The organism is Chryseobacterium sp. SNU WT5 (assembly GCF_007362475.1).
Classification (GTDB): domain Bacteria; phylum Bacteroidota; class Bacteroidia; order Flavobacteriales; family Weeksellaceae; genus Kaistella.
Genome location: NZ_CP041687.1, coordinates 621970 through 642031, shown reverse-complemented (window position 1 = coordinate 642031; position 20062 = coordinate 621970). Strand labels below are relative to the sequence as shown.

General features: G+C 38.6%; 12 protein-coding genes, 4 tRNA genes and 4 rRNA genes. 13 read left to right on the top strand and 7 right to left on the bottom strand.

The genetic code is table 11. The features are described 5' to 3' along the window. Positions 1 to 45: 45 nt before the first annotated feature. A complete protein-coding gene (locus FNJ88_RS03030; protein WP_143851676.1) occupies positions 46 to 930 on the top strand; it encodes an exopolyphosphatase in 885 nt (294 codons plus the stop codon). A 21-nt stretch (positions 931 to 951) separates the two neighbouring features. On the opposite strand, the gene FNJ88_RS03025 is transcribed toward FNJ88_RS03030, so the two are convergent. The 3 genes from FNJ88_RS03025 to FNJ88_RS14410 form a co-directional block, all read right to left on the bottom strand. After that, a complete protein-coding gene (locus FNJ88_RS03025; protein ID WP_143851675.1) occupies positions 952 to 1443 on the bottom strand; it encodes a metallophosphoesterase family protein in 492 nt (163 codons plus the stop codon). A 105-nt stretch (positions 1444 to 1548) separates the two neighbouring features. Further along, entirely contained in the window at positions 1549 to 1971 is a 423-nt protein-coding gene (locus FNJ88_RS03020) for a hypothetical protein (RefSeq protein WP_143851674.1), read from the bottom strand. A 128-nt stretch (positions 1972 to 2099) separates the two neighbouring features. Next, positions 2100 to 2447, bottom strand: coding sequence for a hypothetical protein (locus tag FNJ88_RS14410; protein WP_228414601.1), 348 nt, complete (start codon positions 2445 to 2447; stop codon positions 2100 to 2102). 337 nt (positions 2448 to 2784) lie between these two features. Between FNJ88_RS14410 and truA the strand changes: the two genes are divergently transcribed. Together truA and FNJ88_RS03005 are read left to right on the top strand one after the other, a co-directional pair. Continuing rightward, the gene (gene truA / locus FNJ88_RS03010) at positions 2785 to 3516 is read left to right on the top strand and encodes a tRNA pseudouridine(38-40) synthase TruA (protein WP_143851673.1); all 732 of its coding nucleotides are present in this window, start codon (positions 2785 to 2787) and stop codon (positions 3514 to 3516) included. A gap of 90 nt (positions 3517 to 3606) precedes the next feature. Beyond that, positions 3607 to 5349: an ABC transporter ATP-binding protein gene (locus FNJ88_RS03005; RefSeq protein ID WP_143851672.1), complete on the top strand. Its 1743-nt coding sequence runs from the start codon at positions 3607 to 3609 to the stop codon at positions 5347 to 5349. Here the strand turns inward: FNJ88_RS03005 and FNJ88_RS03000 are convergent. Then, complete coding sequence (locus tag FNJ88_RS03000; RefSeq protein ID WP_143851671.1) at positions 5346 to 5804, bottom strand: hypothetical protein; 459 nt, start codon at positions 5802 to 5804, stop codon at positions 5346 to 5348. The two genes, FNJ88_RS03005 and FNJ88_RS03000, sit on opposite strands and share 4 nt — an antisense overlap. Positions 5805 to 5921: 117 nt before the next feature. After that, positions 5922 to 7208 carry an aldehyde dehydrogenase family protein gene (locus FNJ88_RS02995; protein WP_185145850.1) on the bottom strand — a complete coding sequence of 429 codons (1287 nt, stop codon included), beginning with the start codon at positions 7206 to 7208 and terminating at the stop codon, positions 5922 to 5924. 267 nt (positions 7209 to 7475) lie between these two features. Here FNJ88_RS02995 and gcvH point away from each other — a divergent pair, with 267 nt between their 5' ends. The 7 genes from gcvH (at position 7476) to rrf (ending at position 14343) form a co-directional block, all read left to right on the top strand. Beyond that, entirely contained in the window at positions 7476 to 7853 is a 378-nt protein-coding gene (gene gcvH / locus FNJ88_RS02990; protein WP_143851670.1) for a glycine cleavage system protein GcvH, read from the top strand. Positions 7854 to 7908: 55 nt separating this feature from the next. After that, positions 7909 to 8205: a VanZ family protein gene (locus FNJ88_RS02985; protein ID WP_262711462.1), complete on the top strand. Its 297-nt coding sequence runs from the start codon at positions 7909 to 7911 to the stop codon at positions 8203 to 8205. A gap of 751 nt (positions 8206 to 8956) precedes the next feature. After that, positions 8957 to 10473, top strand: a 16S ribosomal RNA gene (locus FNJ88_RS02980). A gap of 179 nt (positions 10474 to 10652) precedes the next feature. Continuing rightward, a tRNA-Ile gene (locus FNJ88_RS02975) sits at positions 10653 to 10726 on the top strand. 92 nt (positions 10727 to 10818) lie between these two features. Then, positions 10819 to 10892 (top strand) — tRNA-Ala (locus FNJ88_RS02970). Between the two features lie 398 nt (positions 10893 to 11290). Then, positions 11291 to 14054 (top strand): 23S ribosomal RNA (locus FNJ88_RS02965). Between the two features lie 181 nt (positions 14055 to 14235). Then, positions 14236 to 14343, top strand: a 5S ribosomal RNA gene (gene rrf, locus FNJ88_RS02960). The 16S, 23S and 5S rRNA genes sit together here with 2 tRNA genes alongside, the layout of an rRNA operon. Positions 14344 to 14710: 367 nt before the next feature. Here rrf and FNJ88_RS02955 read toward each other — a convergent pair. Further along, positions 14711 to 14902, bottom strand: coding sequence for a hypothetical protein (locus FNJ88_RS02955; RefSeq protein WP_143851668.1), 192 nt, complete (start codon positions 14900 to 14902; stop codon positions 14711 to 14713). Between the two features lie 693 nt (positions 14903 to 15595). After that, positions 15596 to 16798 (bottom strand): IS256 family transposase, encoded by a 1203-nt coding sequence (locus FNJ88_RS02950; RefSeq protein ID WP_143851667.1) that lies wholly within the window; start codon positions 16796 to 16798, stop codon positions 15596 to 15598. 1247 nt (positions 16799 to 18045) lie between these two features. Between FNJ88_RS02950 and FNJ88_RS02940 the strand changes: the two genes are divergently transcribed. The 3 genes from FNJ88_RS02940 to FNJ88_RS02930 all read left to right on the top strand — a co-directional run bounded on the left by FNJ88_RS02940 (position 18046) and on the right by FNJ88_RS02930 (position 19981). Continuing rightward, a 16S ribosomal RNA gene (locus tag FNJ88_RS02940) occupies positions 18046 to 19562 on the top strand. Between the two features lie 179 nt (positions 19563 to 19741). Beyond that, positions 19742 to 19815 (top strand) — tRNA-Ile (locus FNJ88_RS02935). 92 nt (positions 19816 to 19907) lie between these two features. Beyond that, positions 19908 to 19981, top strand: a tRNA-Ala gene (locus FNJ88_RS02930). Positions 19982 to 20062 lie beyond the last annotated feature (81 nt).

The window sequence follows — 20062 nt, the reverse complement described above, 5'->3', positions numbered from 1 at the left end:
ATTGTATTCATTTGAAGTTTAAATCCTACAAAAATTTACCCTATCATGATTCTAGCAGCTATTGATATCGGAAGTAACGCAGCTCGGTTGTTGATTAATGAAGTAACGGAACCTAAAAAGGGGAAGCCACAATTCACCAAACTCAATCTGCTTAGAATTCCGCTTCGTTTAGGAATGGATGTTTTTACAAAAGGAGAAATTGGTCCTGAACGGGCGCAAATGGTAATTGATTCTATGACGGTCTTTAGCAATCTAATGAAGATCTATAAAGTCAAACATTATAGAGCGTGCGCTACCAGCGCGATGCGTGATGCCAAAAATGGGAAGGATATTATTGACCAAGTCAAAAAAAATTCTGGAATTAATATCGAAATCATATCGGGTGATCAGGAAGCAACTTTAGTTTTTGAGAATCATGTGACCGATAACATGGATAAAAACTGCGCATATCTTTATATTGATGTTGGCGGAGGCTCCAGCGAAATAACATTCTTTGAAAACGGAAAGATCAAATATGAGAAGTCTTTTAATATTGGGACCATCAGGTTAATGAATGGACTGGTTAAAGAGCAACTCTGGAAAGAAATGAAGGAGGAGATCCGTAAAAACATTAATAGTGATAAACCATTTATAGCTATTGGTTCAGGCGGGAATATCAACAAGATATTTTCGATGAGTAAGACCAAGGACGGCAAACCGATGTCTGGTGCTTATTTAAAAAAATATTATAAAGAAATGAACGAGTTGACGGTTGCAGAGCGAATGACTAAATTTGGTCTGCGTGAAGATCGCGCTGATGTAATTGTTCCCGCGTTGCAGATTTTTAATAACATCATGACTTGGAGTGACATTGATAAAATATTTGTCCCTAAAATTTCTGTGGCTGATGGGCTAATTCATACTATTTATGAGAGTTTACCAAAAAAGTAGGGAAGTATTGGACGCTTTTTTCTATTTCGTTCCTAATTCAATTACTTCCAGGTTCTCTATTTGATCTCCATTGATTTCAAAACGCATCATGGTTCGCATTTGATGCCAGCCAACTTTCCCCATAGCACCAGGATTCAGGTGAAGTAAGCTGTTTTTCTGATCATACATCGCTTTCAATATATGAGAATGGCCAGAAATGAAAAGTTTCGGCGTTTTTTCCTCTATTTCTTTTTTCGCTAACGGAGTATATTTCCCGGGATAACCGCCGATGTGAATCATCAGAACTTCTACCTCTTCACATTTAAATCTTAAAACTTCTGGAAATATTTTTCTAATTTCTGTACCATCGATGTTTCCGTAAACGCCGAGTAAAGGTTTTATTTTTTCTAATTTCTCAATGACTTCCAGATTTCCGAAATCTCCGCAATGCCAAATCTCATCTGCGTTTTTTGCATATTCTAAAATTCGATCGTCGATAAAAGAATGAGAGTCGGAAAGGAGCAGTATTTTCATGGGCTAAATTTCCTGTTTTTTGAATTATTTTAAGCGTAAAAGTTAAGTGTATTTAAATGATCACACGTTTATAGCGCTTATTTTCTCTGTCTTCTCCTAATAGGATCAGGTCAAATGATGTTTATTTTTAATTTGCAAGTAAGCCTGATATTCGAAAGTCACAACAATCAATATGATCAATTTTTCAAGAATAAAATAGACAAGCCCCAATTCAGTAAGTTGATCAAAGTTTTTAATCATCAATCCGATAGATACGAATACGTATATTAGATTGCCAAAAATTAAGACCAGTAGGAATGATTTCCAATTTTTCTTAATCGAAAAGTGACAGCTCAATGAATAAATGAAAAGAGTGAAGGCAATTCCTGCTAATAAATACAACGCTTTTCTCGGCATTCCAAAATAGTCTTCGAATAGTTTTATAATTGCGACTAATCCAATAGTAGTCAGGAAGGCACCCAAAGCATCAATAAAAAAAATCAGTTTTGGATTATTTTTGAAGGTAGCAGGAATAATTTTACTTCTCATCTAGGATTTATAATTCTTCATTTTCTTACATCTTATTTATAAAACCAAACACGCTTTTACTTAAATGTGGCGTTGGCTACTTTTCGCAATTGTTTCTTAATTAATGGGTCCCTTCTTCGTTCATTTTGCTATTGTAACAAAGAAGGAAATAAATTCATCACTACCTTTACAATCATGATCATTAATTCGAATAAACAATTCTTCGTAATAATTATATAAATTGCAAAGAAGGTTACCAATACAAACGCGATCAAATGGCTGATTTCTGCAAGGGTCATTTCTTTCCGTATTTCAATCAAATCCGTTTTTTTATTTTTTAAACTTATTTTTTGATTAAAAAATTTGAAAAAGAAATTCTTTACAATCCACTTAAAATAATTGATTCCAATAATTTTATTTAAACCTTTACTCTTGATAAAGTTAAAGTTTGATAATTTTTCATAGAAATGCGTTTTCACAAAAATACTGTTAACCATCATTCCAACAATCCAAGATATAAATGATAGTTAAATTCCGAACAGTAAATAATATAAAATCATATTTTATCTTTCGAATAGTAGGTGAGGCGTATATAATGCATTCTTAAAAACAAATATAGAATTATTTTATCAGCATATTATAACATTAACTAGGAGCGCTTTAGTCAATACGGTGTTTTCAAAGATAAAAACTGACAGAAAATTCTAGCCTGGATTGCAGCGGCATCCTTTTTCTTTTTTTCGATAAAAAGAAAAAGATACAGCGGAAAGCCGGACCAAATTTGTTAGAATCCAAACCTTTGTAGCTTCTAATTTTTCAGTAAATTTGCAGCCGATGAGGTATTGTATTGAGTTTTCTTATTCGGGTAAAAATTATTTTGGCTATCAAATTCAGCCCAACCAAATTACGGTACAGGAAGTTTTGGAAAATGCTTTGTCTACGATCCTGCGTGAAAAAATTAAGACGACCGGAGCGGGGAGAACTGATACTGGCGTGCATGCTAAGAAAATATTTGCACATTTTGATACTGACAAAGATATTGGTAACAATCTAACTTATCAGTTGAATAGTTTTTTAGGCGAAGATATTGCGGTTAAAAAGATTTTTTCGGTTAAGGACGACTTTCATGCCCGGTTCGATGCAACTTTCCGGACTTACGAATATTACATCACTTTAGAAAAAAATCCGTTTACTCAAGATTCTTCCTGGCAGATCTGGAAACGTGATCTGGATGTTGACCGAATGAATGAAGCCTGCAAAATTCTTTTTGAATATGAAGATTTTACGAGTTTTTCTAAATTACATACCAATAGTAAAACCAATAACTGCAACATCTATAAAGCGTTTTGGGAAAAGAAGGAGCTAGAATTAAAATTCACTATTTCCGCAGATCGATTTCTTAGAAATATGGTGCGTGCGATTGTAGGCACAATGGTGGAAATCGGAAATGGAAAAATAGAGCCGCAAGATTTGCACAGAATTATCCAGGATAAAAACCGCAATTCTGCTGGAACTTCTGCGCCGGCGCAAGGTTTGTTTTTAGTAGATGTAGGTTACGATTTCTAATCGTCAATCACTGTAATTTTCAAACTCAATCTCATCGGCGGTAATCTGCTTTTAAAATTCACTATTTTTGCAATGTATTTTAAATAAAGTATGAAGAAACAATCGACTTGGGAACTTATCAAACGCCTATTTGTCATCGGAATGAAATTTCGGTCGTGGTTCATCGTTACGCTGATTATTTCTATTGTTTTGTCAGTGATTTCTACCTACCGACCGTATCTTACCATGTTAATCGTTGATACCGATATCATCCAGCTCCGCGACAAAGGATTGATGATGAAACATATTTATATTCTGGTCGCTTTGGTTTTTGGAGAAACAATTCTCAACTTCTTTCTTGTCTATTTTTCCAATTTTATTTCACAGAATGTAATTCGTGATATTCGAGAGCGGTTATACCATAAACTCATTTATTTCCGAACTTCTTTTTTTGATAAAACGGCTATTGGTCAATTGGTAACTCGTGCAGTTGGCGATGTAGAAACAATTGCAACGGTTTACACAGACGGTTTTCTAATGGTTTTCGGTGATATTCTGCGGATCGTTTTCGTGTTAATCATGATGTTTCAAGTCGATGTTCACCTAAGTTATATTTCTTTGGTCATTCTTCCGTTAATGGTTTTAATAACGCGTTTTTTTCAGAAACGCCTAAAAAAAGCTTTTGGTGATGAGCGAACCTGGACTTCCAATCAGAACTCATTTGTTCAGGAACGTCTGTCTGGAATGCCGATTGTACAGGTTTTTAACAGACAGAAAGCAGAGTTCAAAAAGTTTGATGATATTAACATTACCTTAAAATCGGCCTTGCTAAAAACGGTTTTTATTTTCTCCTTATTCTTTCCGGTGGTTGAATTAATATCGTCTTTATTTATAGGGTTTATCCTTTTCTATGGTGGATTTATTACCATCAAAGCGGGAGCGGTGATCGCTTTTATTCAATATATTTCCATGTTAATTCGGCCCCTTCGACAAATTGCAGATCGTTTTAACAATATTCAAAGAGGAATTGTTGGTGCAGAAAGAGTTCTTGGCATTATGGATGAAGATTTTGCCATGCCGAATCACGGTACGATTACCAAATCTCATTTTGAAGGAAAAATCGAATTTAAGAATGTTCATTTTTCTTATGATGAAAAACAGGAAGTATTAAAAGGAATCAGTTTTAAAGTAAATCCTGGGGAAACAGTTGCAATTGTTGGTGCCACAGGCGCTGGAAAATCTACCATTATCAGTTTAATTACAAGATTATATGATATTAATTCCGGTAAAATTTTATTGGATGATGTTGATTTAAAAGATTACGAATTGTATAATCTGAGAAGTCATATCGGCGTTGTTTTACAGGATGTATTCCTATTCCACGGAAGTATTTTTGAAAATCTTGCTTTCGGTGACGATACGGTAACTTTAGAAAAAATAAAAAGTATTGCCAGAGATATCGAAGTTGATGAGTTTATTGAAAGTCTGCCAGACGGTTACGATTATGTCGTGCGGGAAAGAGGTTCTTCGATATCATTAGGTCAGCGACAGCTATTGTCTTTCCTGCGTGCTTATCTTTCTGATCCAAAAATTTTGATTCTTGATGAAGCGACTTCTTCTATTGATCACGAAAGTGAAAAATTAATTCAACGGGCTACCGAGAAAATTACCAAAAACAGGACTTCTATTATTATTGCGCACCGACTTTCTACCATTGTAAATGCAGATAAGATTATTGTAATGGAACACGGTAAAATTGTTGAAGAGGGTAAACATGAAGAGCTTTTATCTAGAAACGGCTATTACGCTACTTTATACAAATCACAGTTGAAGGTAGAAGTTGTTAAAGATTAATCGAGACCAAACGGTAACATCTTTAGATCTGATTTCCATTCCGTACTAAATTTTTTATTCAAGTAATTCGAAATCAGCAGATTGTTGATCATTGCGATTTGAGAAATTCCGGGAGTAATAACACAGTTTTCAGTTTTAACTTTGATGCCGTACTTTTTTTCAAAGTCTGAGTAGTCATTATTAACGATGCCGAAAACTACAAACGACGCTCTATTCTCTTTTAATAAGAGTTCAAAATTTTCAGCAGTTGCATAAGCTAGAAAATCCGCTTTCTGGACTTCAATATTTTTAGTTGGTTTTATTTTGTTTAAACCTTTAGCGTAATCATTTTTAACTTGGATTTTTTGATCGAGATGAGTACCAAGTTTGATCTGGGCAGTCTCTTTTGGATTCTTAATCGAACATGATACTATAACTAAAGTTCCAAGTAATCCGGTTAATGGTAAATATTTCATAGGGTTGTTTTAAAGTAGAGTGTTTTTTTACTAAAAAGTTAAGTTTCACAATAAATTTTCTAAAAAAAATCCGCTCAAGAGAATTGAACGGATTTTATCTTGAGTGGAGAGATTCTGCTATTTCCCAACCACGGTTTTTACATTAACAAACTCTTTTAAGGCAACCATCGAAAGTTCAGTTCCGTAACCGGAAGATTTTGCACCACCAAAAGGCAACCTTGGGTCAGAACTGGAGCCTTTATTAATGCTTACTGTTCCGGATTCTAAATGATCAATAAAGAATTGCTGTCTTTTTTTATCTTTTGTCCAAACCGAATCTGATAAACCAAAAGGAATTTCATTAGCTAATTTCAAAGCTTGTCGATCATCCTTTGCGATCATGACCATTCCTAGCGGTCCGAAAAGTTCCTCTTGTAGAATGGGATTTCCAGATTTTACTTTAATTAAACCGGGAACAAATTCATTTTCAGAAATCCTTTCCAGTGGCAAAATAATCTCAGCCCCATTTTCTAAAGCTTTTTTATATTGCTTTTCTAAGTCGTCAGCCAAATCTGGTCGAGCCATACCTGCCATGTTGGTTTTCTTTTTAAAAGGATCGCCTGCAACAAATTTCTGATATTCCTTTAAAAAAAGAGGAAGAAATTCTTTCTCCACATTCTTTTGAATAATAAATCTCTTTGCCGCGTTACATGCCTGGCCACAATTCAGCAATCTTGATTTTGCTCCCGTTTCTGCTGCAATACTTAAGTCTGCATCATCCAAAACAATGAACGCATCACTACCGCCTAATTCAAGTAACGATTTTTTAATATTTTTTCCCGCGATGGAAGCAACTTCAGCACCTGCTTTTTCACTTCCAGTTAAACTTACTCCTCTTACAATAGGGTTTTCTAATACAGCTTTCACCTGTTCATGCCCAATTTCTAGATTCTGGAACACTCCTTTTGGAAAACCAGCTTCCAGAAAAATTTTCTCAATCATATTTCCACTGCCGAAGCAAATGGATGCATGTTTCAGCACAACGGTATTGCCAGCTAAGATTGCGGGGACTGCAAAACGGATTGCCTGCCAAAAAGGAAAATTCCAGGGCATTACTCCTAAGATCACTCCTTTTGGGACATACTGTATTTCCGAAAGTCTAAATTCAGTTTTTATTTTTTCAGGTTTTAGGATATTTTCGGCATCTGCATAGTAGCGAACCATTAATGCACATTTATTAACTTCGGCAATAGATTGCGTAATAGGCTTGTTCATTTCCTGAGTAATGATCCTTCCGAATTGCTCTGCATGCTTGTCTAATGCCTTTGCTAACTTCTTAAGTAATTTTTGCTTTTCTTTAAATGAGACTGTTTTCCAGCTGTCAAAGCTCTTTTGAGCTATTTTTAATTTATTGTCAATATTCATTATCTATTAATTTATGAAGTTGCAGTCTTATATATAATATAAAAACCAATAGGCAACGTAAGTGAGTATTTTAATATGAAAGAACAAATTTAAGTAAACAAGATAAAATAAAGAATTGATACGGGCAATGACTATCATTTCGAATCTTATTTAACTTTTAATTAATCAAGCTTAAAAGAGAAAATAACGAATGTCTTTATTTAAATAGGTAGAAATTTTTGAATATCATATTATTTTAATTATTTTTGAACAATAAAAATTAACAAAATGAATTTACCTGGCGAATTAAAGTACACCAAAGACCACGAATGGGTTAAGATTGAGGGAAACACTGTAACAATCGGAATTACTGATTTTGCTCAAGGCGAATTGGGAGATATCGTTTTTGTAGATGTAGATACAGTAGATGATGAGCTTTCTGCCGGAGATGTTTTCGGAAGTGTAGAGGCAGTGAAAACTGTTTCTGATCTTTTCTTACCAATGAGCGGTACTGTTTCAGCTTTTAATACAGAGTTGGAGGATCAACCAGAACTTTTAAATACCGATCCTTATGGACAAGGTTGGATTATTAAATTAGAAGTTGCAGAAGGTGCAGATCAGTCAGAATTACTTTCAGCAGAAGAATATCAAGCCTCTCTTGGATAAGATTACTAAAATATTTACTAAGATTTTGCCCATTTATTGGGCATTTCTTACTTTTATGCTACTCAAGCCAGGGGTAGAGAATGTAGAATATTCTTGGATGTTTCCAGGTATTGACAAGCTGGTGCATCTGAGTATTTTTGCCTTTTTGGGCTTTTTTTTTATGATGACGGTACCAAAAATTAAATTTTTTTACTTCCTTCAAATCATGATGATCTATGGAATGCTTACAGAAATCCTTCAGGACGAAATGCATTGGGGTCGTTCCTTAGAAGGTTTAGATCTGATCGCTGACATGATTGGTGTCCTCATTGGTTATTTTATTTTTAAAAAATTACAACGTATTATAATATAATGTGTTTTTTTTTATTTCTCTCTCTCTCTCTCTCTCTCTCTCTCTCTCTCTCTCTCTCTCTTTTAGCTGCTGGGCGTAATCTTCAAGTCCAGGCGGGGTTATATTTAGTGTTCTGCACCCTGTCATTCCCTGAGAGGTGGTGATAGGCTGGAGGATATTTACGGGTATTCTTATTTGGTGGAGTGCTATTAATTAAACATTGTAGCTAATAAAATCTCAGTTTGAGATAAAGTGGATAACTTTTATCGGTTTGCATTGTGTGGATATTCAATCTCTTAGGGTATTAATTATGCACAAGAATAAAATAAGGTTGTTATTAAGTTGTGAGATATGATAAGTAGGATTACATTTGCACCACTCTAAAAAACAGAGTAGCGAAGTAGATCAGACAGCTAATAATTAGGAATAGAATAGAGGATTAATTTTTTTTATTTTGTTTTAAAAAAAGCTTGCCGATTAAAATAAAGTTATTATCTTTGCAATCCCAAATCGAAAGAAAAGGGGAAGCGAAGATGAGCAGATTGAATGATAGAGAAGGGAGGAGATAGTTTAAAAAAAACTTTAAAATTTCTTTAAAAACATTTGGTCAATTAGAAATAAGTTTATACTTTTGCACTCGCAATTCGGGATTAACGACAGAAAGAGATTCCGGAGTACTGCGAGAAGAATAGAGATCATTGACATATAAATAACAACCAAGAAATTAAGGAAAAACAAAGCGTCAATAACTTTGAGTGAGTCAGACAAACATACAATGGAGAGTTTGATCCTGGCTCAGGATGAACGCTAGCGGGAGGCCTAACACATGCAAGCCGAGCGGTATTTGTCTTTCGGGACAGAGAGAGCGGCGTACGGGTGCGTAACACGTGTGCAACCTACCTTTATCAGGAGGATAGCCTTTCGAAAGGAAGATTAATACTCCATAATATATAGACAGGCATCTGTTTATATTGAAAACTCCGGTGGATAGAGATGGGCACGCGCAAGATTAGATAGTTGGTGAGGTAACGGCTCACCAAGTCATTGATCTTTAGGGGTCCTGAGAGGGAGATCCCCCACACTGGTACTGAGACACGGACCAGACTCCTACGGGAGGCAGCAGTGAGGAATATTGGACAATGGGTGAAAGCCTGATCCAGCCATCCCGCGTGAAGGATGACGGTCCTACGGATTGTAAACTTCTTTTGTATAGGGATAAACCTAGATACGTGTATCTAGCTGAAGGTACTATACGAATAAGCACCGGCTAACTCCGTGCCAGCAGCCGCGGTAATACGGAGGGTGCAAGCGTTATCCGGATTTATTGGGTTTAAAGGGTCCGCAGGCGGGCCGATAAGTCAGTGGTGAAATCTCATAGCTTAACTATGAAACTGCCGTTGATACTGTCGGTCTTGAGTAAATTAGAGGTAGCTGGAATAAGTAGTGTAGCGGTGAAATGCATAGATATTACTTAGAACACCAATTGCGAAGGCAGGTTACCATGATTTAACTGACGCTGAGGGACGAAAGCGTGGGGAGCGAACAGGATTAGATACCCTGGTAGTCCACGCCGTAAACGATGCTAACTCGTTTTTGGGGCTTCGGCTTCAGAGACCAAGCGAAAGTGATAAGTTAGCCACCTGGGGAGTACGTTCGCAAGAATGAAACTCAAAGGAATTGACGGGGGCCCGCACAAGCGGTGGATTATGTGGTTTAATTCGATGATACGCGAGGAACCTTACCAAGACTTAAATGGGAAATGACAGGTTTAGAAATAGATCCTTCTTCGGACATTTTTCAAGGTGCTGCATGGTTGTCGTCAGCTCGTGCCGTGAGGTGTTAGGTTAAGTCCTGCAACGAGCGCAACCCCTGTCACTAGTTGCTAACATTCAGTTGAGGACTCTAGTGAGACTGCCTACGCAAGTAGAGAGGAAGGTGGGGATGACGTCAAATCATCACGGCCCTTACGTCTTGGGCCACACACGTAATACAATGGCCGGTACAGAGGGCAGCTACACAGCGATGTGATGCAAATCTCGAAAGCCGGTCTCAGTTCGGATTGGAGTCTGCAACTCGACTCTATGAAGCTGGAATCGCTAGTAATCGCGCATCAGCCATGGCGCGGTGAATACGTTCCCGGGCCTTGTACACACCGCCCGTCAAGCCATGGAAGTTTGGGGTACCTGAAGTCGGTGACCGTAACAGGAGCTGCCTAGGGTAAAACAAGTAACTAGGGCTAAGTCGTAACAAGGTAGCCGTACCGGAAGGTGCGGCTGGAACATCTCATTTTAGAGCGTCTACAGGACGTTAAACAAAAAAGATACGCAAGTATCAGAGCACTTGCTCAAAGTTAGCTTTCGTTTTTCTTTATTTGGTTGCTATTTTATAATAAAACATACCCACTAGGATTAGTATCAAGGGATAAGAGATAATTAAAAGTTATTAATTAATAATTATTAATTAGAGAGAGTCTCGTAGCTCAGCTGGTTAGAGCGCTACACTGATAATGTAGAGGTCGGCAGTTCGAGCCTGCCCGAGACTACTAATAATAAGACGGGAAGATCATAGAAAAAAGATAAAAGACGATTATTAGTCTTTACTCTTTATTCTTTAGTCTCCAGGTCTGGAACTAGCGGGGAATTAGCTCAGTTGGCTAGAGCGCCTGCCTTGCACGCAGGAGGTCAAGGGTTCGACTCCCTTATTCTCCACAATATTGTACAAATTAAAATGTGCAATGTAAAGAGTACTTAAAATAGTACGAAAAGTTGTAGAGATACAACGAAACGCTTCGGAAAGAAGCAAGAATAGAAGATATTTATAATACAGAATAGAATTATGCCGAAAGGAGGCAAAACGACCTAAGGAATTAGGGAGTTTGATAGGATCGAACCTATCTTATTCACAGTTTTGAAGGACTGATTTAAAAGTTACGGATGGAGCCAAAAACACATCTGTTCATCAGTATTACAAAAAGAGATAAGATCATTGACATTAACGATAAGAACATCACAAAGAGAAAACCGAGCACTTTCGAGTGCCGAGTTTAAATAAAACTAGTCTTAACACTTAGGTGTTAGACAAAAAACTGAACTAATATATTATTAGGAAAGAAATCGTTAAGGGCGTATGGCGGATGCCTAGGCTTTCAGAGGCGAAGAAGGACGTGGTAAGCTGCGAAAAGCTGCGGGGATCGGCACACACGAATTGATCCGCAGATGTCCGAATGGGGCAACCCGGCTGGTTGAAGACCAGTCACTCTAAATTTATTTAGAGAGCAAACCCGGAGAACTGAAACATCTAAGTACCCGGAGGAAAAGAAATCGAAGAGATTCCGTAAGTAGCGGCGAGCGAAAGCGGATTAGCCCAAAAGCTTTTATATGTTTAATAGAATGTTCTGGAAAGAACAGCCATAGAGGGTGATAGCCCCGTATATGAAAGGCATATTTGAGTGATAAATGAGTAGGGCGGGACACGTGAAATCCTGTTTGAATATGGGGGGACCATCCTCCAAGGCTAAATACTCCTGAAAGACCGATAGTGAACAAGTACTGTGAAGGAAAGGTGAAAAGCACTTCGAATAGAAGGGTGAAAGAGAACCTGAAACCGTACGCCTACAAGCGGTCGGAGCCCACAAGTTGGGTGACGGCGTGCCTTTTGCATAATGAGCCTACGAGTTAATTTTACTAGCGAGCTTAAGTACTTCAGGTACGGAGGCGGAGCGAAAGCGAGTCTGAATAGGGCGCTTAGTTAGTAGGATTAGACGCGAAACCTTGTGATCTACCCATGGGCAGGTTGAAGCTTTGGTAACACAAAGTGGAGGACCGAACCGGTTGACGTTGAAAAGTCTTCGGATGACTTGTGGGTAGGGGTGAAAGGCCAATCAAACTGGGAGATAGCTCGTACTCCCCGAAATGCATTTAGGTGCAGCGTTGCGACAAGTTTATTAGAGGTAGAGCTACTGATTGGATGCGGGGGAGTCAAATCCTACCAATTCCTGACAAACTCCGAATGCTAATAAATGTTTCGCAGCAGTGAGGGCATGGGTGCTAAGGTCCATGTCCGAGAGGGAAAGAACCCGGACCAACAGCTAAGGTCCCAAATCTATACTAAGTTGAAATAACGCGGTTGAACTGCATTGACAGCTAGGATGTTGGCTTGGAAGCAGCCATTCATTTAAAGAGTGCGTAACAGCTCACTAGTCGAGCGGTTCGGCATGGATAATAATCGGGCATAAGTATAGTACCGAAGCTATGGATTTATAATTTTGAATTATATCTGGTAGGGGAGCATTCTGTTTGCACAGAAGCAGTATCGTGAGATGTTGTGGAGCGGACAGAAAAGAAAATGTAGGCATAAGTAACGATAAAGCGGGCGAGAAACCCGCTCACCGAAAGACTAAGGTTTCCTCAGCCATGCTAATCAGCTGAGGGTTAGTCGGGACCTAACGCGAACCCGAAAGGGGAAGTGGATGGACATAGGGTTAATATTCCCTAACTTGCTCACACTAAAAAGGGGACGGAGTGCCGTACTTACTGGAGACTGACGGAATAGTCAAGACCTAGCCTTCGGGCGAAGTTGTTGTAGGGAAAGTGCTTCCAAGAAAAGCCGAAGTGAAGCAACCCGTACCAAAACCGACACAGGTAGTCGAGGAGAGAATCCTAAGGTGCTAGAGTGAATCATGGTTAAGGAACTAGGCAAAATAGTCTCGTAACTTCGGAAGAAGGGACGCCAGCAGCAATGCTGGCCTCAGTAAAGAGGCCCAGGCGACTGTTTATCAAAAACACAGGACTCTGCTAAATCGAAAGATGCTGTATAGGGTCTGACACCTGCCCGGTGCTGGAAGGTTAAGGAAGGTTGTTAGCGTAAGCGAAGCAATTAACTGAAGCCCCAGTAAACGGCGGCCGTAACTATAACGGTCCTAAGGTAGCGAAATTCCTTGTCGGGTAAGTTCCGACCTGCACGAATGGTGTAACGATCTGGGCACTGTCTCAACCATGAGCTCTGTGAAATTGTAGTCTCGGTGAAGATGCCGAGTACCCGCAATGGGACGAAAAGACCCTGTGAACCTTTACTATAACTTCGTATTGACTTTGAATAAACAATGTGTAGGATAGGTGGGAGGCTTTGAAGCTGGCACGCTAGTGTCGGTGGAGCCAATGTTGAAATACCACCCTTTGTTTATTTGGAGCCTAACTTCTCACAAGGAAGGACACTGCGTGGTGGGTAGTTTGACTGGGGTGGTCGCCTCCAAAAGAGTAACGGAGGCTTTCAAAGGTACCCTCAGCACGCTTGGTAACCGTGCGTAGAGTGTAATGGCATAAGGGTGCTTGACTGTGAGACCTACAAGTCGATCAGGTGCGAAAGCAGGACATAGTGATCCGGTGGTTCCGTATGGAAGGGCCATCGCTCATAGGATAAAAGGTACTCCGGGGATAACAGGCTAGTCTCCCCCAAGAGCTCATATCGACGGGGAGGTTCGGCACCTCGATGTCGGCTCGTCACATCCTGGGGCTGGAGAAGGTCCCAAGGGTTGGGCTGTTCGCCCATTAAAGTGGCACGCGAGCTGGGTTCAGAACGTCGTGAGACAGTTCGGTCTCTATCTATTGCGGGCGTTAGATGTTTGAGAGGGCTTGAATCTAGTACGAGAGGACCGATTTGAACAAACCTCTGGTGTATCAGTTGTTCCGCCAGGAGCACCGCTGAGTAGCTACGTTTGGAAAGGATAAGCACTGAAAGCATATAAGTGCGAAACCTGCCTCAAGATGAGACATCTTTTAAGGGTCGTTGGAGATGACAACGTTGATAGGCTATAGGTGTAAAGGCAGTAATGTCATAGCCGAGTAGTACTAATTACCCGTAGATTTATTGCCTAATTAAGGCACTCGACAGTGCAACAAGGTTTGCTCTTTGTGAACGTTTTTATCGATTTTTTTAGTTAGACTAAAAGAACCAAGATTAAAGAAGCAAGACACTTATGTCTTTTATCTTTCTTCTATTCTCTTTTATCTACTAATAACATATACTGTACATCCTTTTGTACAAAACAGCCTTTAGGGTGGTTTTAGCAGAGGGGCTCACCTGTTCCCATTCCGAACACAGAAGTTAAGCCCTCTAGCGCCGATGGTACTGCTAACGCGGGAGAGTAGGTCGCCGCCAGTTTTTTTAAACCTCATACATTAATTTGTATGAGGTTTTTTGTGTCCAAAAATGAGAAGCCCAATACGAATAGATCAAGCAGGATCAGTCTCAAAACTTGGGAAGAATAGATGAATTTGATAATTTTGTTAGATGCTAAATCAAACAGAAATTATCAAATTATTATAACCTGAATTTTTAATTGACCACTTTGAAATTGTAAAATTCGAAGAAATAAATAGAGTGCTCCATCTTGAGTTCGAAGAAGAAAATGGATTAGTCTCAAAACTTGGGGAGAAAAGATAAATTAGATAATTTTGTGAGATGGTAAACGACACAGAACTTCTCAAATTTTTATTAGCTGAATTTTTAATTGAACATTTCGAAGTAGTTAAATTTGAAGAGATTGATAAGATTCTTCATGGATCAGTCCCCAAGTTTTGTGCTTGATCCAAGAAAATACGATTCCCAAAAAGTTTGCTTCTCTCCCCTTGCATTCAGGGGTTTTGCCCGAAACAACGGTAGAAGCTTTTCCACTGCGTGGTAAGATAAGGAACGCAGAAGATGATGGATATAGATCCACAAGTATTATTCAAAAGGATTGAAATCTCGTTGCCAAAGGTACGCGCATGACACAGAATGTTACGGAGTTCTTAAAAAATATCGGCCGATATAAAAGCGCTTCCCTGTAAAGCCATCGCAGAAATTTATGGCGTAAATGGAAGAAAATTTTAAAGACGATATTGATTATATATTAAACCTGTTGATCTTAATAAAAGTAGAACGTTATCAATTTTTCTCTTCTTGATAGTCATTTCCCAAGTCGCTAACTTGTTCGGTGTTCGTTCTATTATTTATCGTCTAACCAATTATGTTATAATCATATAAATCAATAATTGGCCAAATACCAAAATCTTTTTTATTTTAATATTTAAAATATCAGAGAGCGAACCTTTTAGGAGTTGGCAACGATGAAGTTCTTATCTTTTAGATTTATAACTACACAAATAACTAGGTTTTTGAGTTAGTAACACCTTAATTTTGTTTAGTCTAATTCTCAAGCCAAATTGTTACATATACGTGGGAACAGTTATTCGGGATATTTTATAGCGTATAGGATTTAATTTAATAGTAGTAGTGTTTCGCCAGTTCGAGCAGGACTCTTATCATTCATTAAAAAAAAAGAATAAGATAATAGGAACTAAAGAAAGTCGATTATTTTTAATGACACTGTCCCGCAAAGTGTGTAAGTTGAAAAGTTTAAGGCTTGAGTTTTTTATAACTTGAGCCTTTCTTCAAATATAAGCATAAATTGATTTAATACGATCCCCCAATCTCGAATCGGCATTGTCCATTTTTTTGTTGCTTCTCTTAAGGCAAGGAAAACTGACTTTAAAACCGCATCATCAGTAGGAAAAGACATTTTATTTTTAGAATATTTTCTTATTTTTCCGTTGAGATTTTCTATTAAATTGGTGGTGTAAATGATTTTACGGATTTCCACCGGAAATTCGAAAAATACCGTTAATTCATCCCAATTATCTCTCCAGGATTTGATGGCATACGAATATTTAGATTCCCATTTTTCTGCAAAATCATTTAAGGTGGCTTCTGCGGCTTGCTTGATGGGAGCGTTGTAAATGTGTTTCATGTCGGAAGTAAAGGCTTTTCTGTCCTTCCAAACTACGTATTTACAAGCATTTCTAATCTGATGCACCACGCAGATCTGAGTTTGAGATTGTGGGAAAACACTGCGAATAGTTTGGGTAAATCCATTGAGATTATCCGTTGCAGTGATTAGTATATCTTCTACGCCACGTGCTTTTATGTCAGTTAAAACGCTCATCCAAAAACTGGAACTTTCGTTTTTTCCAAGCCACATTCCCAGAACTTCTTTTCTTCCATCCCGTCTTAAACCAACGGCAAGATAAATGGTTTTGTTGATAACTTTTGAGTTCTCACGGACTTTAAAAACAATTCCATCCATCCAAACAATGAGGTATAAATCCTCTAGTGGCCGATTTTGCCAAGCGACAATCTCACTGGAAACCGCATTGGTAATCCTGGATATTGTGGATGTTGAAACATCAAAATCATACATTTCCTTGATCTGATCTTCAATATCACTTACACTCATTCCTTTGGCATAAAATGAGATGATAACATTTTCCAAACCTTCAATAATATTATGCCTTTTGGGAACTAAGGCTGGCTCAAAAGTACTTTCCCTATCCCGCGGAACTTTAATTTCATCTTCGCCAAAAGAGGTTTTTATCTTCTTGGTTTGATGGCCATTGCGATAATTTCCGTCTTTTGTTTTTTGATGTTTCTCGGTATCCAGATGGTCATCTAATTCGGCTTCGAGCATATGTTCTACGGCTCGTTTGTGCATTGTTTTGAAGAAAGAGGTTAAATCTTCTCCACTCTTGAAGGATTTGTAGAAATCCTTGTTGTTTAATAATTCTTCTTTGTCGATCATAACTGTATAAAGTTTAAAAATAGTAAAAAGTTATTTCCGAAAAAGTTTTGAGCTTTTGAAGGCTCAAAATTTTTCAGAATAACTTTTCAACTTACACAGTTAGTGAAACACTACCTTTTTAATAGAGCAAGATCCAGATTTGCATTCATCAATTTTTATCTACTTCATGCGTCTCTTATTTTTCTATTATTAATAAAATTCACATTGTCAGGAATATTTCCATCTCCCAATTATTCCTTCTTAACACCATATATAAAGTAATGTGATTTTAATTCCTAGTTTTCGATTCACCTTCTGGATTTTAGTTCTTCATTACATAACTTTACTTCACTTCTCTTATTTTAAAGGCTGAATTATATATTTTCGATCTCGTTTGATATATTATAATTAAGTTTTTAGGTTTAGCTTTACGATATAAATCTTTATCCAATTTATTAGATTGACTATTTTTTACCTGATATCGGTCTAATTGAGTGTAATAATTTGTCATAATATAATTCTCTACTATAGTAAGTATTTGATACGATTCTTTTTTTTCCTTTTCGCTATTCCTTTTTTTTAGTAGCTGGGCGTAATCTTCAAGTCCAGGCGGGGTTATATTTAGTGTTCCGGTTCCTGTCATTCCCCCAGAAGTGATGATAGGCTGGAGGATATTTACGGGTATTCTTATTTGGTGGAGTGCTAGTAATTAAAGATTACAGCTAATAAAATCTCAGTTTGAGATAAAGTGGATAACTTTTATCGGTTTGCATTGTGTGGATATTCAATCTCTTAGGGTATTAATTATGCACAAGAATAAAATAAGGTTGTTATTAAGTTGTGAGATATGATAAGTAGGATTACATTTGCACCACTCTAAAAAACAGAGTAGCGAAGTAGATCAGACAGCTAATAATTAGGAATAGAATAGAGGATTAATTTTTTTTATTTTGTTTTAAAAAAAGCTTGCCGATTAAAATAAAGTTATTATCTTTGCAATCCCAAATCGAAAGAAAAGGGGAAGCGAAGATGAGCAGATTGAATGATAGAGAAGGGAGGAGATAGTTTAAAAAAAACTTTAAAATTTCTTTAAAAACATTTGGTCAATTAGAAATAAGTTTATACTTTTGCACTCGCAATTCGGGATTAACGACAGAAAGAGATTCCGGAGTACTGCGAGAAGAATAGAGATCATTGACATATAAATAACAACCAAGAAATTAAGGAAAAACAAAGCGTCAATAACTTTGAGTGAGTCAGACAAACATACAATGGAGAGTTTGATCCTGGCTCAGGATGAACGCTAGCGGGAGGCCTAACACATGCAAGCCGAGCGGTATTTGTCTTTCGGGACAGAGAGAGCGGCGTACGGGTGCGTAACACGTGTGCAACCTACCTTTATCAGGAGGATAGCCTTTCGAAAGGAAGATTAATACTCCATAATATATAGACAGGCATCTGTTTATATTGAAAACTCCGGTGGATAGAGATGGGCACGCGCAAGATTAGATAGTTGGTGAGGTAACGGCTCACCAAGTCATTGATCTTTAGGGGTCCTGAGAGGGAGATCCCCCACACTGGTACTGAGACACGGACCAGACTCCTACGGGAGGCAGCAGTGAGGAATATTGGACAATGGGTGAAAGCCTGATCCAGCCATCCCGCGTGAAGGATGACGGTCCTACGGATTGTAAACTTCTTTTGTATAGGGATAAACCTAGATACGTGTATCTAGCTGAAGGTACTATACGAATAAGCACCGGCTAACTCCGTGCCAGCAGCCGCGGTAATACGGAGGGTGCAAGCGTTATCCGGATTTATTGGGTTTAAAGGGTCCGCAGGCGGGCCGATAAGTCAGTGGTGAAATCTCATAGCTTAACTATGAAACTGCCGTTGATACTGTCGGTCTTGAGTAAATTAGAGGTAGCTGGAATAAGTAGTGTAGCGGTGAAATGCATAGATATTACTTAGAACACCAATTGCGAAGGCAGGTTACCATGATTTAACTGACGCTGAGGGACGAAAGCGTGGGGAGCGAACAGGATTAGATACCCTGGTAGTCCACGCCGTAAACGATGCTAACTCGTTTTTGGGGCTTCGGCTTCAGAGACCAAGCGAAAGTGATAAGTTAGCCACCTGGGGAGTACGTTCGCAAGAATGAAACTCAAAGGAATTGACGGGGGCCCGCACAAGCGGTGGATTATGTGGTTTAATTCGATGATACGCGAGGAACCTTACCAAGACTTAAATGGGAAATGACAGGTTTAGAAATAGATCCTTCTTCGGACATTTTTCAAGGTGCTGCATGGTTGTCGTCAGCTCGTGCCGTGAGGTGTTAGGTTAAGTCCTGCAACGAGCGCAACCCCTGTCACTAGTTGCTAACATTCAGTTGAGGACTCTAGTGAGACTGCCTACGCAAGTAGAGAGGAAGGTGGGGATGACGTCAAATCATCACGGCCCTTACGTCTTGGGCCACACACGTAATACAATGGCCGGTACAGAGGGCAGCTACACAGCGATGTGATGCAAATCTCGAAAGCCGGTCTCAGTTCGGATTGGAGTCTGCAACTCGACTCTATGAAGCTGGAATCGCTAGTAATCGCGCATCAGCCATGGCGCGGTGAATACGTTCCCGGGCCTTGTACACACCGCCCGTCAAGCCATGGAAGTTTGGGGTACCTGAAGTCGGTGACCGTAACAGGAGCTGCCTAGGGTAAAACAAGTAACTAGGGCTAAGTCGTAACAAGGTAGCCGTACCGGAAGGTGCGGCTGGAACATCTCATTTTAGAGCGTCTACAGGACGTTAAACAAAAAAGATACGCAAGTATCAGAGCACTTGCTCAAAGTTAGCTTTCGTTTTTCTTTATTTGGTTGCTATTTTATAATAAAACATACCCACTAGGATTAGTATCAAGGGATAAGAGATAATTAAAAGTTATTAATTAATAATTATTAATTAGAGAGAGTCTCGTAGCTCAGCTGGTTAGAGCGCTACACTGATAATGTAGAGGTCGGCAGTTCGAGCCTGCCCGAGACTACTAATAATAAGACGGGAAGATCATAGAAAAAAGATAAAAGACGATTATTAGTCTTTACTCTTTATTCTTTAGTCTCCAGGTCTGGAACTAGCGGGGAATTAGCTCAGTTGGCTAGAGCGCCTGCCTTGCACGCAGGAGGTCAAGGGTTCGACTCCCTTATTCTCCACAATATTGTACAAATTAAAATGTGCAATGTAAAGAGTACTTAAAATAGTACGAAAAGTTGTAGAGATACAACGAAACGCTT

Bases quoted from the DNA above. Each gene is read 5' to 3' on its own strand.
- FNJ88_RS03025 (WP_143851675.1), bottom strand. From the start codon at position 1,443: ATGAAAATACTGCTCCTTTCCGACTCTCATTCTTTTATCGACGATCGA.
- FNJ88_RS03005 (WP_143851672.1), top strand. From the start codon at position 3,607: ATGAAGAAACAATCGACTTGGGAACTTATCAAACGCCTATTTGTCATC.
- FNJ88_RS14410 (WP_228414601.1), bottom strand. From the start codon at position 2,447: ATGGTTAACAGTATTTTTGTGAAAACGCATTTCTATGAAAAATTATCA.
- FNJ88_RS02950 (WP_143851667.1), bottom strand. From the start codon at position 16,798: ATGATCGACAAAGAAGAATTATTAAACAACAAGGATTTCTACAAATCC.
- gcvH (WP_143851670.1), top strand. From the start codon at position 7,476: ATGAATTTACCTGGCGAATTAAAGTACACCAAAGACCACGAATGGGTT.
- FNJ88_RS03020 (WP_143851674.1), bottom strand. From the start codon at position 1,971: ATGAGAAGTAAAATTATTCCTGCTACCTTCAAAAATAATCCAAAACTG.
- FNJ88_RS03000 (WP_143851671.1), bottom strand. From the start codon at position 5,804: ATGAAATATTTACCATTAACCGGATTACTTGGAACTTTAGTTATAGTA.
- FNJ88_RS02995 (WP_185145850.1), bottom strand. From the start codon at position 7,208: ATGAATATTGACAATAAATTAAAAATAGCTCAAAAGAGCTTTGACAGC.
- FNJ88_RS03030 (WP_143851676.1), top strand. From the start codon at position 46: ATGATTCTAGCAGCTATTGATATCGGAAGTAACGCAGCTCGGTTGTTG.
- FNJ88_RS02985 (WP_262711462.1), top strand. From the start codon at position 7,909: ATGCTACTCAAGCCAGGGGTAGAGAATGTAGAATATTCTTGGATGTTT.
- truA (WP_143851673.1), top strand. From the start codon at position 2,785: ATGAGGTATTGTATTGAGTTTTCTTATTCGGGTAAAAATTATTTTGGC.